13 protein-coding genes are annotated in these 13,699 nt (G+C 34.8%); 9 read left to right on the plus strand and 4 right to left on the minus strand.

Translation table 11 applies throughout. From position 1 onward, the window contains the following. Positions 1–104: 104 nt before the first annotated feature. Entirely contained in the window at positions 105–1,382 is a 1,278-nt protein-coding gene (locus AC3WJF_RS04490; RefSeq protein ID WP_492449923.1) for a replication-associated recombination protein A, read from the minus strand. 186 nt (positions 1,383–1,568) lie between these two features. Between AC3WJF_RS04490 and AC3WJF_RS04495 the strand changes: the two genes are divergently transcribed. The 7 genes from AC3WJF_RS04495 to AC3WJF_RS04525 all read left to right on the plus strand — a co-directional run bounded on the left by AC3WJF_RS04495 (position 1,569) and on the right by AC3WJF_RS04525 (position 9,793). Continuing rightward, positions 1,569–2,237, plus strand: a complete 669-nt coding sequence (locus AC3WJF_RS04495; protein ID WP_492449924.1) for a YczE/YyaS/YitT family protein — start codon at positions 1,569–1,571, stop codon at positions 2,235–2,237. Further along, the gene (gene cymR / locus AC3WJF_RS04500; RefSeq protein WP_492449925.1) at positions 2,234–2,653 is read left to right on the plus strand and encodes a cysteine metabolism transcriptional regulator CymR; all 420 of its coding nucleotides are present in this window, start codon (positions 2,234–2,236) and stop codon (positions 2,651–2,653) included. The genes AC3WJF_RS04495 and cymR overlap by 4 nt, the downstream gene beginning before the upstream one ends. A 26-nt stretch (positions 2,654–2,679) precedes the next feature. Next, a complete protein-coding gene (locus AC3WJF_RS04505; RefSeq protein WP_492449926.1) occupies positions 2,680–3,834 on the plus strand; it encodes a cysteine desulfurase family protein in 1,155 nt (384 codons plus the stop codon). A gap of 164 nt (positions 3,835–3,998) precedes the next feature. Further along, on the plus strand, positions 3,999–5,114 hold the full coding sequence (mnmA, locus tag AC3WJF_RS04510) for a tRNA 2-thiouridine(34) synthase MnmA (protein ID WP_492449927.1): 1,116 nt from the start codon (positions 3,999–4,001) through the stop codon (positions 5,112–5,114). Between the two features lie 110 nt (positions 5,115–5,224). Continuing rightward, positions 5,225–5,890 (plus strand): tetratricopeptide repeat protein, encoded by a 666-nt coding sequence (locus AC3WJF_RS04515; protein ID WP_492449928.1) that lies wholly within the window; start codon positions 5,225–5,227, stop codon positions 5,888–5,890. Positions 5,891–5,902: 12 nt separating this feature from the next. Beyond that, complete coding sequence (recD2, locus tag AC3WJF_RS04520) at positions 5,903–8,299, plus strand: SF1B family DNA helicase RecD2 (RefSeq protein ID WP_492449929.1); 2,397 nt, start codon at positions 5,903–5,905, stop codon at positions 8,297–8,299. Between the two features lie 543 nt (positions 8,300–8,842). After that, positions 8,843–9,793, plus strand: a complete 951-nt coding sequence (locus tag AC3WJF_RS04525; protein WP_492449930.1) for an Abi family protein — start codon at positions 8,843–8,845, stop codon at positions 9,791–9,793. Positions 9,794–9,911: 118 nt separating this feature from the next. On the opposite strand, the gene AC3WJF_RS04530 is transcribed toward AC3WJF_RS04525, so the two are convergent. Together AC3WJF_RS04530 and AC3WJF_RS04535 are read right to left on the minus strand one after the other, a co-directional pair. Beyond that, positions 9,912–10,091 (minus strand): helix-turn-helix domain-containing protein, encoded by a 180-nt coding sequence (locus AC3WJF_RS04530; RefSeq protein ID WP_492449953.1) that lies wholly within the window; start codon positions 10,089–10,091, stop codon positions 9,912–9,914. A gap of 77 nt (positions 10,092–10,168) precedes the next feature. Continuing rightward, positions 10,169–10,579 (minus strand): hypothetical protein, encoded by a 411-nt coding sequence (locus AC3WJF_RS04535; protein WP_492449931.1) that lies wholly within the window; start codon positions 10,577–10,579, stop codon positions 10,169–10,171. A gap of 231 nt (positions 10,580–10,810) precedes the next feature. On the opposite strand from AC3WJF_RS04535, the gene AC3WJF_RS04540 reads away from it, so the two are divergent. Further along, positions 10,811–12,268 carry a WD40/YVTN/BNR-like repeat-containing protein gene (locus AC3WJF_RS04540; protein ID WP_492449932.1) on the plus strand — a complete coding sequence of 486 codons (1,458 nt, stop codon included), beginning with the start codon at positions 10,811–10,813 and terminating at the stop codon, positions 12,266–12,268. 224 nt (positions 12,269–12,492) lie between these two features. Here AC3WJF_RS04540 and AC3WJF_RS04545 read toward each other — a convergent pair whose 3' ends face one another. Next, positions 12,493–12,729, minus strand: coding sequence for a hypothetical protein (locus AC3WJF_RS04545; RefSeq protein ID WP_492449933.1), 237 nt, complete (start codon positions 12,727–12,729; stop codon positions 12,493–12,495). 239 nt (positions 12,730–12,968) lie between these two features. Between AC3WJF_RS04545 and AC3WJF_RS04550 the strand changes: the two genes are divergently transcribed. After that, positions 12,969–13,598, plus strand: a complete 630-nt coding sequence (locus tag AC3WJF_RS04550; protein WP_492449934.1) for a hypothetical protein — start codon at positions 12,969–12,971, stop codon at positions 13,596–13,598. The last annotated feature ends 101 nt before the right edge of the window (positions 13,599–13,699 follow it).

Genomic DNA, 13,699 nt, shown 5'->3' on the forward strand with positions numbered 1-13,699 from the left:
CAAAGTATTCTATCATATCTTAACCAAAACAGTTAACAATAAGCCAAATCATATTGAGATTTGGCTTTTTATGCTGCTCCATAAAAACAGTACCACTCGGATTCTTAATTTTTTGCATTTCTAATTAATTTTTCATAAACACCCGCAAGAGCTTGTTCAAATTTACCATTCTGTTTTGGTTTATAATAGGCTATCCCTTTCAGCGTGTTAGGTAGATATTGTTGATTGACCCAGCCATTTTCATAATCATGAGGGTATTTATAGTCAAGACCTCTCCCTAATTGTTTGGCGCCTTGATAATGTGCATCTTTTAAATGTATTGGCACATCTCCGCTTTTCCCTGCTCGAATATCGGCTATAGCTTCATCAATTGCGATGATAGCTGAATTTGATTTTGGCGATAAGCAAAGTTCGATAACTGCATTTGCCAATGGGATTCTTGCCTCTGGAAATCCGATTTTTTCAGCTGTTTGGATGGCGGCGAGAGTTCTTGCTCCTGCTTGAGGACTTGCTAATCCAATGTCTTCATAGGCGATAACGAGCAAACGCCGGCTAATACTTGGAAGATCCCCTGCTTCTATAAGTCTTCCTAAATAATGTAGGGCTGCATTCACATCACTTCCCCGGATTGACTTTTGAAATGCACTTAGCACATCATAATGGCCATCTCCATCTTTGTCGTGTGTAAAAGCCTTCTTCTGTAGGCACTCATCCGCTATATCCACTGTTATATGGACAATACCATTTTCATCAGGTGTTGTTGATAAAGCTGCTAATTCCAGTGCATTAAGTGCACTGCGGACATCTCCATTACTTGCGGAAGCGAAATGAAGGAAGGCATTTTCGTCTATTTCTAGTTGCTTGTTTCCTAACCCTCGTTCAACGTCATTTAGGGCATTATTTAACGCTATTTTCATTTCTTCCAATGTAAGTGGGTACAACTCGAAAATCTGACATCTACTTCTAATGGCTGGATTAATCGCATGGTATGGATTGCTTGTTGTTGCACCAATTAAAATAATCATTCCATTTTCTAGATAAGGAAGAAGGAAATCCTGTTTGGCCTTATCAAGGCGATGTACTTCATCGAGAAGTAAAATAACCTTCCCCGACATTTTCGCTTCTGCAGCAACAATTTCCATGTCTTTTTTATTATTTGTAACGGCATTTAGTTTTCGAAAGGCGTATTTCGTGCTGCCTGCAATGGCGCTGGCAATCGAAGTTTTTCCAATGCCGGGAGGACCATATAAAATCATAGAAGATAATTGTTTTGCCGAAACCATACGGTGGATGATTTTTCCTTCCCCGACAAGATGCTGCTGTCCTGCTACTTCATCGAGTGTCCTCGGCCGCATTCGATAGGCTAATGGTTGATCATTCATTATTTCCCTCTCCATAAAATGTAATAGTTCTATTAGTATATCATTACATCTTGTTTTTTCGCTAAATTTGTCCTACGATTCCCACTTATCCCTTCCGATATATGAGAATGCATCTTTTATTTCTCATATGGTATAATGTCTTAAGCTAACTATATATTCGAGTACCAGATGAATTGAGGAGTACGAATGAAAGATATAAGCGTATTACTGGTTCGATTTCTTATTTTTGTGATAGGATTACTTATCATGGCGTGCGGACTTGATTTAATGATTGTGGCTGATTTTGGAGCTACACCATGGGATGTTTTACATGTGGGTTTAAATCAACATTTTGGTTTAACGATTGGAAGTTGGTCGATTATTGTCGGCTTTTTTGTTTTAGCGATATCAGCTATTTTAATGAAAAAATGGCCCAAACTAGGTGCTTATTTAAATATGCTTTTAGTTGGAATGTTTATGGATATGCTTTTTCACTTATCATTCATGCATACACCTGTGTCAACTCTTGGAAAGATAGTAATGTTTGGTGCGGGAGTCATCATTAATGGAATCGGTATGGGAATTTATATTTCCGCCCAGTTAGGAGCAGGTCCTAGAGATAGTTTTATGCTTGTATTTACAAAACTAACAGGTTGGAAGGTTTCACATGTTAGACGTTTAATGGAAGTAATCGTTTTGCTATTGGGTTGGCTATTAGGTGGTCCGGTTTATTGGGGAACAATTATTTTTAGTGTTTCCATCGGTACGATAGTTGGAATTGCTTTGCCTAAATTTCAACTTTTAACAGATACCATTATTGAAAAAATAAAGAATAAAAAATGGAATAAAGATATAAATAGAGGTGCTAATGTATGAAAATATCTACAAAAGGTCGATATGGATTAACGATCATGATTGAATTGGGAAAAAGATACGGAGAGGGGCCAATTTCCTTAAAGACAATTGCGCAAATTCATGATTTATCCGAGCATTATTTGGAACAACTAATTGCTCCATTAAGAAATGCAGGTTTGGTAAAAAGTATAAGAGGTGCATATGGTGGGTATATTTTGGCTGATGAACCATCTAATATAACGGCTGGAGATATTATTAGGGTCTTAGAGGGTCCTATCAGTCCCGTGGAAGGCATTGAAGACGAAGAGCCTGTAAAACGTTCTTTATGGATCCGAATTCGTGATGCAGTAAAAAACGTTCTTGATAACACGACAATTGAAGATTTAGCTAATTATAAGGATGAAGGCGAAACAGACTCTTATATGTTTTATATTTAATGGTAAGAAAAATTGAGGTGATGAAAATGGAACGAATTTATTTAGATCATGCTGCTACTTCGGCAGTACATCCTAAAGTAGTGGAAAAGATGATGGATGCTCTAAGCAATTCTTTTGGAAATCCTTCGAGCATACATTCGTACGGACGTGAATCAAGACAGCTTCTCGACGAAGCGAGAACAATGATTGCAGGAAGTATTGGAGCACATTTTAACGAAGTCATTTTTACGAGCGGTGGAACTGAGGCAGACAACTATGCCATTATTGGGACAGCAGAAGCAAGACAGGAGCAAGGGAAACATATTATTACTAGTAAGATTGAGCATCACGCTGTTCTTCATGCTTGCCAATATTTAGAGAAAAAAGGATTTGAAATTACGTATTTAGATGTGGACCAAGATGGCAGTGTAAAAGCAGAAGATGTCCAAAATGCTCTCCGTGATGATACCATTTTAGTGACGATTATGTATGGAAATAATGAGGTTGGCAGTATTCAACCTATTAAGGAAATCGGTGAAATTCTAAAAGATCATGGAGCATATTTCCATACGGATGCTGTTCAAGCCTATGGCGTTATAAAATTAAATGTGGAAGAGCTTAAGGTGGACATGCTGTCTGTTTCAGCCCATAAAATTAATGGTCCAAAAGGAATTGGATTTCTATACATTCGAAATGGCATAAAAATCGTCCCACGTTCACATGGCGGTGAGCAGGAGTTAAAGAGACGAGCCGGTACCGAAAATATCAGTTCGATTGCAGGATTTGCTGAGGCAGTAAAAATTGCACAAGAAGCATTTGAAGAAAAGCAAGCATTGTACAGAAAATATAAAGAAACTTTTATTGATATATTAACAAAGAATCAGGTGGAGTTTTCGTTAAATAGTACGATGGAACAATCACTCCCACATGTTTTAAATATAAGCTTCCCTGGTACGGACGTAGAATCGTTATTAGTGAATTTAGATATAGCTGGTATAGCAGCGTCAAGCGGATCTGCATGTACAGCTGGCTCCATTGAACCGTCCCATGTATTAGTGGCAATGTATGGTAGTGTTTCTGAACAACTTAGAAATTCTATACGTTTCAGCTTCGGTATTACTAATACGTTAGAACAAATAGAAGATGCAGCTGAAATGGTTTCAAGCATTGTACGTCGTTTCCAGGTTGGGCTCTTTTCTTAAACTTGTTGTTTAAAACAAAATTCTTGAATTTTTTTCTTTCTGCTATTAAAGTACTAATTATTTAGAAAAGATGCCTAAAAACTAAACTAATTAGGATTTTTGCTAAAGAAATGAGAAGCAACAATTGAAAGGGACGACTGTAGACTAGAAAGAAGGAGCAAAAAATGAATAAATTACCAAAAGATACAAGAGTAGTGGTAGGTATGTCAGGTGGAGTAGATTCATCAGTAGCCGCATTACTTTTAAAAGAACAAGGTTATGACGTTATCGGTATTTTTATGAAAAACTGGGATGATACCGATGAATTTGGCGTTTGCACGGCAACAGAAGATTATAACGATGTCATTAGAGTATGTAATCAAATCGGAATCCCTTATTATGCAGTGAATTTTGAAAAACAATATTGGGATAAAGTATTTACGTATTTCCTTGATGAATATAAAGCGGGAAGAACTCCGAATCCAGATGTAATGTGCAATAAAGAAATTAAATTTAAAGCTTTTCTTGAACATGCTACGAATCTTGGGGCTGACTATTTAGCAACAGGTCACTATGCACAAGTAGCATTTCAAGATGGCGAATATAAAATGCTAAGAGGTTTGGACGAAAATAAGGATCAGACGTATTTCTTAAACCAATTACAACAACATCAATTGGAAAAAGTAATGTTCCCTATTGGAAATATCAATAAAAAACGAGTACGTGAAATTGCTTCAGAAGCAGGTCTTGCTACTGCAACGAAAAAAGACAGTACAGGAATTTGTTTTATCGGGGAAAGAAACTTTAAGGAATTTTTGAGCAATTATTTACCTGCTCAACAAGGGAAGATGAAAACTTTAGACGGAAAAGTTATGGGTACACATGATGGCCTAATGTATTACACAATCGGACAAAGACATGGTCTCGGAATCGGCGGCTCAGGTGATCCTTGGTTTGTAGTCGGCAAAGATTTAAAAGAAAATGTGCTTTTTGTGGAGCAAGGCTTTGATCATGAGTCAATGTATTCTGATTCAATTACAGCAGTAAATGTCAGTTGGGTTTCTAATCATAAAAAGCCGGAAAGCTTCCAATGTACAGCTAAATTCCGTTACCGTCAACCAGACCATAAAGTAACGGTTCAACTATTGCCTAATGATGAAGTAAAGGTTATTTTTGATGAACCTGTTCGTGCAGTAACCCCTGGACAAGCTGTTGTTTTTTATGATGGTGAAGAATGTCTCGGCGGCGCGACTATTGATAAAATTTATAAAGATGAACAACAATTACTATATGTCGGTTAGACCCTTCTCGCTTTTGTGAAGGGTTTTTTTTTCCTACACAAGAAAGAGAATGGGTCAACATTATGATATAATTACTCATATAAAATTGATGGAAAACCGGAGTGTGGAAGATGGATAAGAATAAGCAAGGTATCAAACATTTACAAGCAGGACAATATGAAGAAGCAATTAAATATTTTAGTGAGGCTATTGAAGAAAATCCACAAGATCCAGTGGCATATATAAATTTCGGGAACGTTCTTGCAGCAGTTGGAGAAAATGACAGGGCGATAAACTTTTACAATAAAGCGATTCAGTTGGATGAAAAGGCATCATCTGCCTACTATTGCTTAGGAAATTTATTTTTTAATCTAGATCAGTATTCTGAAGCAGCTGGTCAGTTTGAAAAGGCAATAAAAATGGGTCTACAAACAAATGATGCTTATTATATGCTTGGCATGTGTTTTGTGCATTTGGATAATACACGCTTAGCAATTCCATATTTACAAAGAAGTGTTGAATTGAATTCAGAAGATGTAGAAGCACAGTTTCAATATGGTCTTGCGCTAGCAAAATGTGAGATTTATGAGGAAGCAACGAAGCAATTTAAAGCTGTTATTGAAAAGGATTCTACTCATGCGGATGCCTATTATAATTTAGGTGTAGCGTATTTTGGAGTTTACGATAAACCAGATCAAGCATTTGCTTATTTTACAAAAGCATTGGATATTCAACCTGACCACATGTTAGCTGGTTATGCTTTAAAAATGATTGAAAAAATGAAGGACCCGCAGTAAGGGGGGCTTTACTTGGAACGACAAAATTCCATGGATTTGTTTGAAAATGAGGAAAAGTATATTAAAGGCAGGCATCTCGTTACTATTTTTCATAATGAACAAAACCTTTATTCGGTTATTCGTATCAAGGTAGATGAAACAAACGAGGATGCAGCAGATAAGGAAGCAATCATAACTGGCTACTTTCCGAAAATGCATGAACAAGAAACCTACATTTTCTATGGAGGTTTCCAGGAACACCCGAAATTTGGACTTCAATATCAAGCAAAACATTTTAAAAAGGAAATTCCTCAGACGAAACAAGGAATTGTTGCCTATCTTTCCAGCGAGCTTTTCAGCGGAATCGGTAAAAAAACAGCAGAGCGTATTGTGGATGATTTAGGCGAAAATGCGATCAGTAAGATATTAGAGACCCCTTCTTTACTAGATAAAGTTCCAAAGCTCCCTCCTGAAAAAGCCAAACTTTTATATGATAAACTCATCGAACATCAAGGCTTGGAACAAGTAATGATTGGTCTGAATCAATACGGATTTGGTCCGCAAATTTCCATGAAAATCTACCAAGTATATAAAGAACAAGCACTTATAATACTACAGCAAAATCCATATCGTCTTGTTGAGGATATTGAAGGAATTGGGTTTGGTCGTGCAGACGAGCTTGGAAAATCACTTGGAATTACTGGAAATCATCCTGATCGAATCAAAGCGGGAATTAAATATACAGTCGAAATAGAATGTCTTCAAAATGGACATGTTTATGTAGAAGCAGAAGAGTTACTGCCAAATGTAAAAAAACTGCTCGAGGATCATCAATCATTTGAAATACAGTTCACAGAAATTTCGGCAGAATTAATCAAAATGGAAGAAGAAAGTAAATTAGTAATCGAAAATAAACGTATTTATCTTCCTTCTCTTTTTTTCTCAGAAAAAGGCATTGTAACGAATATTCAAAGAATCATGTCTCAAGAAGATTATAATGATCAATTTCCGGAATCAGAATTTTTGTTAGCACTAGGAAAGCTGGAGGAACGGATTCGTGTGCAATATGCACCGTCTCAAAAAGAGGCAATCCAAACAGCACTCATGTCGCCAATGATGATTCTAACCGGAGGTCCAGGAACTGGAAAGACAACCGTTATAAAAGGCATTGTGGAGCTTTATTCCGAGTTACATGGCTGTTCGTTAAATCCTAAGGACTACAGCAAAGATAATCCATTTCCAATTGTTTTGGCGGCACCAACTGGGAGAGCCGCAAAGAGAATGTCGGAATCTACTGGTTTACCTGCTATGACCATCCATCGGCTTTTAGGTATGACAGGACAGGAAGGGATGGATGAGGATGATGATCGAACCATAGATGGCAAATTTATTATTATTGATGAAATGTCAATGGTTGATACTTGGCTTGCCCATCAATTATTGAAGGCATTGCCAAACCACATCCAGATCATTTTAGTTGGCGATGAAGATCAGCTCCCATCTGTTGGTCCTGGTGTCGTTCTTAAAGATCTTTTGCGTTCACAAGTAATTCCTACGGTAAGATTAACAGATATATATAGACAAGCAGATGGTTCATCCATTATCGAATTAGCGCATGAAATTAAGAACGGCCATGTACCACCAAACCTTATGAAGCAGTATAGTGATCGTTCTTTCATAAGATGTACTACACAGCAAATACCAGAAGTGGTTGAAAAGGTTGTTTTAAGTGCAAAACGAAAAGGACATTCTGCAAAGGATATACAAATTTTAGCACCTATGTATCGCGGCCCTGCTGGAATCGATCGGTTAAACACGTTGCTCCAGGAAATATTAAATCCGAATACTGACAAAAGTCGCAAGGAACTTCAATTTGGAGAAGTTAAATATCGCATTGGTGACAAAGTACTGCAGCTCGTTAATCAGCCAGAACAGCATGTTTTTAATGGGGACATCGGAGAAATAATTTCTATTTTTTATGCAAAGGAAAATACCGAAAAGCAAGATATGATTATTATCTCCTTTGACGGAATTGAAGTTACGTATACGAGACAGGATTTTAACCAATTCACCCACGCTTTTTGTTGCTCTATTCACAAATCACAAGGCAGTGAATTTCCGATTGTTATTTTGCCTGTTGTGAAAAGCTATTATCGAATGCTGCGGAGAAATTTACTATATACAGCCATTACAAGAAGTAAACAATTTCTTATATTATGTGGGGAAGAGGAAGCATTTCGCCTTGGAATTGAACGAGAAGATGACGGGCAGAGAAAAACGACTTTATGTGAAAAATTATGTCTCATAAATAATCGTGATATTGAAGATCAGTCCACAGAAAAAAGTCATTATATTTTAACGGAAGAAATCATCTTAAAAATTGATCCAATGATTGGCATGGAAAACGTTACACCTTATGATTTTATGTAGGAGGGTTGAGAAAGAAGCATAAATAGTATGAAAAACGTTGGTATATCAAGGGTTTAGAGCGTTTTTAATCTAGTTTAAAGAATACCGTTCTTTCCCGTTTAGTGTTAAAAAAGTGTGACTTTTTATGTGACTTTCAAGATGAGTGTGACTATAAGTGTGACTAATATTGAATACAAGTTTAATTAATTATTTATATATCCTAGAATATTTGTATAGGATCCCCTTTCCAGTAACGGGTTTGGTTTATAGGAAGAAAATGTATAAAACAATATAAATAACAATGAGTAAATAGGGTATTTATATCCTATTTACTCATTACAGGAATTCATAAAAAAATATAGTAATTTATAATAAAGTTCTAAAGGCTACTTAATAATAGCTAGGCAATGTATTGTATAAAAATATATTGTTTTTTTAAGCATTTCTGTTATAATAAAGTTAACCGTTGGAAGGCATGGGTAGTGCCTGAATCCAAATATTCCATTTGCGGGATTAAGAATGGTATACCATTCTTTTTTTTTTGCATTTTTTAGGAGGAAAAAAATGTCTAATTTGGATACACCGTTCAATATCGAGGACCAAATAGTTTTAATGAAAAAATATGTTGTATTTACGAAAAAAGTTAAAATGAGAAGATTATTGAGTTATGCGGGATATTTTAGAATAAGCAGATACGGTAAATATTTATTATCTTTTACTAACACATTGGGAAACAAACCAAATCAGGAATTATTATTTAATATATATGATTTTGATATTGAGTTAAGAAAATTATTCTTTTCGTATTGTAAGAAAGCGGAAATTCAATTTAAAAGTCATTTAGCAAATACGGTTTCGTTAAATACAAGTGATCAAATTTTTTATTTAAATGATACCTACTTTACTAAAACACGTGGCGAAAACGATAGACAAAAAAGAAAGAGTAATGTTGTTTTCTATTCAAAGTATAAAAAGTCTATAGTGGAAGAAGAAAAAAAATTGAGGACAAATGTCCATAAATACCCCGAATTTAAGGAGTACCGACGCGGTGGTAGTCGTGCTAGTAAGAAGATACCATGCTGGGCAGCTTTTTCGTATTTTGAATTCGGTTTGATAACTCATATGTACTCGTATCTTCGCGGAGATTTGAGAAAAGATGTTTTAACGTATGGTTATTCACAGAAAAAATACGGAAAGCCAACAACCAAACAAATGGATACATGGCTTGATGCCATAAGGAATCTAAGAAATGTTTGTTCGCACCATAATAAATTAGTGGGAAAAACATCATCTGTTGTTCTATTAGATAGTACTGATGATCCAACCTTATTATCTAGTGATACAGACTTGTTTTCAAGAATATATGCATTGAAGAAAGTCTTAGATGTAGAAGATAATTTAAGATTGAAAAAGGATCTTCAAAAGGTTATAAAAAATGCTAAGTTTAATATTTATCAATTCAACATTCTTCCAATCGACTGGGAAACTAAGTTTGACCTAATAAATCTCTTATAAGTAAACATAAAAGACCTTTAAGTAGCATAAAATATTTTTACCATCGGAAGGCATGGGTAATGCCTGAATCCAAATATTCCATTTGTGGGGGGAGTGAAACTATATGTTTCACTCCTTTTTAACGCCTAAGAGGAAGATTGTTCAACTGTTTTGAAACTCGATACAAACTAGCCTTTGATACTCCTGTTATTTCTGCAATTTCGTATGAAGTATATTGATTTGAGTGATAAAGTTTAATCTCTTTCTCCACGGACTTTTTTTCTTTTTTGGGTCTACCTCCGATTCTGCCCTTCGCTATTGCTTGCCGAAGGGTGGCTTTTTTCTTCTTTGACTAAAGGGGCAGGATAGTTCAATAAGAATTTTATCCATATATGCTTAATCAGTATATTTCGTTAATTTATCTAATTCTTTATCAGAAACATACCGATGCTTGTAATTTATAACATTGTATTTAGTATATTTTTCCCCAGGTATTCGAATAGTCATTTGAATTAACTTAAAAGGTGGGTTCAGTGGTCCTTCAAATCCAATAACCCTTAATGATACATCATACGAATCATTTTCATAATCTCTTGAGATTTTTTCAATTCTTTCAAATGTAAATAACTGTCTATCACCGTGAGTATCCATAATTTCAAGGATAGTTCCGCCGAGGTATTTTAAAAAAGCTAACTCCATTATGGAAGGACGTTGATTTTGTGGGATTATTTCTGTTTTGATTTTAGCTTCTATGTTATTTGTGTACGAGATGAAAAAGATAAGAAAGAGCAATACAATTTTTCTCATTTTCTAATCCCCCTGTATTTAGTTATCTTATTTTTTACAAGAAGATAGGCTTTATTCAAAAGAAAAAACTCTTCTTAAGCTAAGGGGCAGGTTAGTTGAAGAATGATTCAATGATGAGCATTCCCGTTTTATAGAATCTAAGAGGGTATATAACGAAGAATTTACTCCACCTAAATAGGCACATTAAACTTATGATTAATTTACCTATTTAGTTATGGGATGGTGATAATTTTGAGTTTCTTAAAAAAAATCTCTTGTTTGTTAGTTGTTTTTTTAGTTTTTGTAAATTTGATTGGTCGTGAAGCAATCGCATCAGATGGTGAAATTACGCTAAAAGAAGCGATTGACATTGGATTCCAGAGAGCAAAAGAATGGAATGTAAAAGCCACACTTAAAAGAGTAAACAGTGTGGATGAAACGATGGGAGGTTCAAGAGGAGGAGTAGGGAAACGCTTTAAATGGTTTGTTCACTTTATGGTTCCAGGTACAGATGATTATTTACTAATTGGTATCTCAGAAAAGAAGATTACTGTGTTTAAACCAATTAAGCAACCTAGTCGGGAGCCAATAATAACCTATGATGAGATTAAGTTAGATAGCTCTGATGTTCTCCAAATAGCAAAGGATAAATATGGACTAAAAAAAGGAAAAGATTGGGCAACAGGATATCATTTTACACTTGATAGTATCGATGGTATGCCCATTCTGACAGTATTTGGGAATGATCGAGATAACCGTTTTACTCGAATTTCATTCAATGCCCAAAACGGAGATGTAGTCAGTGCCATTCATAAAGTACCTTTCGGTGGAGGATTAATATCCAAACGTATTGGTACCGATAACCTAACAAAAAAAGGGATGGCGATTACGGGGGTTGTAGGAGGAAACGAATATTTAGTGGTATGGGGAGACAAAAAGCCAACACAATTTAGCACAACCAACCAACCTTTTATTGAATGGAGCCATAACAATGGAGAAACATGGACAGAACTACAAGTTAATAATTATGTAACACACATGTGGTTTGATAAAAATAATCAATTATATGCAGCAACCGAAAAAGAATTATGGGCAGGGATTACATCAAAAAGTAAAGGAAAGAAAATTCTTTCATTAGAACACATGATTGAGAAAATCGATTATTCAATCAACAACCATATAGCTGTGATATCAAAAGGAAAGATTTACTATACGAACAATCAAGGCAAGAGTTGGGAACAAGCTATTGTACACAAACCATTTTATGTGGTTCAAATCTCGGATAATGGTGATTTGGTAGGATTCACAGAAGAAAGGAAGATTTTGCAAAAAACAAATGATGGATGGAAAGAGATAACCATGCCGAATAGTAATGATGTACCTGAGGATATGAAAGTAATTAAAAATAGGCTTTTCATTACTACACAAAGTGGAATTTGGATCCGAAATCTTCAAGAAGGAAAATGGAGAAAAATTCAAGTTGATGAAATGGTAGTTAAACTTATTAAAAAAGGAGAGAAATTATTCGGAATCACGAGCAGAGGTGAAGATATTTATTACATCAACACGAATGATGAAAGAAAATCTGAAAAAGTTTTTGATGCGAGGGATTTCATCGTTTGGGATGTGGATATCATGGGAGATACGTTATGGATTGCAACTATACCAGATTATTCGTGGGAAGAAATAACGATAAAGCAGAGACGATAAAAAGTTCAAGTGTATATCCATGAAAAAATATAATGTGAAACATTTTACTTAAAATAAAGGCGGCGTTGATCCAATAAGGATTGTTGCCTTTTTTTGTTATAGGTTTTTATTGTGCTAACGGGGCATTCCATTAATAAGGGATGCTCTTTTCTTATTGAAGTAAAGAGGCAGGTTAGTGGAATAAGGAACCATCTTAGGGAACACTAAAATGAGGTGTGAACTAATCAAGAGGTATTGTTTTTTTTTTCTACGAAATAGGCAAATATAAATGGAATTAATGGTATAAGAGCAAGTAATCTAAACCAATTATTTGCACCAAGAAAATAAAGCATTGGAAGTATCAATGCTATCCCACTTACATTGAACGAAAGACGTGATTTCACAAATAATCCGTAAATAAAAAACAGCAAACCAATTCCCGTTAACGCCCATAAAGCGAATACAACCCAATTAATAGCCATATTTATCTCCCCAATTTCAACTAATGTCTAAGAGTAATTCTAACAGAAAATTCAATTTAATATATTTATATTTTTTTCTGTAAAAAGCAACATTCCTTACGAAAACAGCCTTTTTTTAAAAATGAATGAAAATTTGACATAAAACATTCCCTTTTATTTAATACTTTCGGCAGAAAAAAGGGAATACCTTTATAAAAATAAAAAAAACGGAAATGTTAAGGTGCATAAAGAGGTGTGTTATGAAAAAATTTGTCATTTTAAGCATAATCCTAATAGGATTGTTAATTAGTACTTCCGCATTATTGGTTAAAGGGAAAGAACAACCACCGATGGTAGAAGAACAATACTACTCAGTAGGATTTGAGCAAGGTAAAACAGCCATAAAAAAATTCACAAGGGAATTCAAAGTAAATCCATTAATAGGTATTTCAAATGTTTTACCCTTTAAAGAATCACATTGTTTTGGATACTTTAACAGCAAAATGGACGATGGGAATCCTATTTTACATGTAGATTATATTAATGATCGTAATTTTGCCTTGTTCAAAGTGATGGTTTTCCCGATAAATCCAGGAGAAAAATTAAAACATAATCAGACTGAAAAGCTATCTGGTATGACTGATGGCACACCATTCTCCTTTAGAAAAGATAAACTGTTTACATTTCGATTTAATACCAGTAAGTGGGGGTATGTGCTTGTATCGAATTTTAAAGGAGAAAATACTAGTATCAGTACTGATGATTTTATAAAGATTGCACAACTTATTAAAGCAAATGAAAAAATAAATTCAACGTTAAAAAGAGTCCTCCAAAAATGTTTCTTTTATACAAAAAATAACGAACTTTTCCCACCTAAAATAACTCCATAGATTATGTTGTAAGAAAATATGTTTTTATTGTATATCTAATCCTTAATTTCTTTATAATGGTTGACCGCAGCATTATAAACGCTTGGAATTGAAAAAAAATT

Source organism: Heyndrickxia sp. FW510-T9 (assembly GCF_058781025.1).

What these genes read in the sequence shown, in the direction of transcription:
- AC3WJF_RS04490 (WP_492449923.1), bottom strand. Translation starts at nt 1,382, where the DNA reads ATGAATGATCAACCATTAGCCTATCGAATGCGGCCGAGGACACTCGAT.
- AC3WJF_RS04495 (WP_492449924.1), top strand. Translation starts at nt 1,569, where the DNA reads ATGAAAGATATAAGCGTATTACTGGTTCGATTTCTTATTTTTGTGATA.
- cymR (WP_492449925.1), top strand. Translation starts at nt 2,234, where the DNA reads ATGAAAATATCTACAAAAGGTCGATATGGATTAACGATCATGATTGAA.
- AC3WJF_RS04505 (WP_492449926.1), top strand. Translation starts at nt 2,680, where the DNA reads ATGGAACGAATTTATTTAGATCATGCTGCTACTTCGGCAGTACATCCT.
- mnmA (WP_492449927.1), top strand. Translation starts at nt 3,999, where the DNA reads ATGAATAAATTACCAAAAGATACAAGAGTAGTGGTAGGTATGTCAGGT.
- AC3WJF_RS04515 (WP_492449928.1), top strand. Translation starts at nt 5,225, where the DNA reads ATGGATAAGAATAAGCAAGGTATCAAACATTTACAAGCAGGACAATAT.
- AC3WJF_RS04525 (WP_492449930.1), top strand. Translation starts at nt 8,843, where the DNA reads ATGTCTAATTTGGATACACCGTTCAATATCGAGGACCAAATAGTTTTA.
- AC3WJF_RS04535 (WP_492449931.1), bottom strand. Translation starts at nt 10,579, where the DNA reads ATGAGAAAAATTGTATTGCTCTTTCTTATCTTTTTCATCTCGTACACA.
- AC3WJF_RS04545 (WP_492449933.1), bottom strand. Translation starts at nt 12,729, where the DNA reads ATGGCTATTAATTGGGTTGTATTCGCTTTATGGGCGTTAACGGGAATT.
- AC3WJF_RS04550 (WP_492449934.1), top strand. Translation starts at nt 12,969, where the DNA reads ATGAAAAAATTTGTCATTTTAAGCATAATCCTAATAGGATTGTTAATT.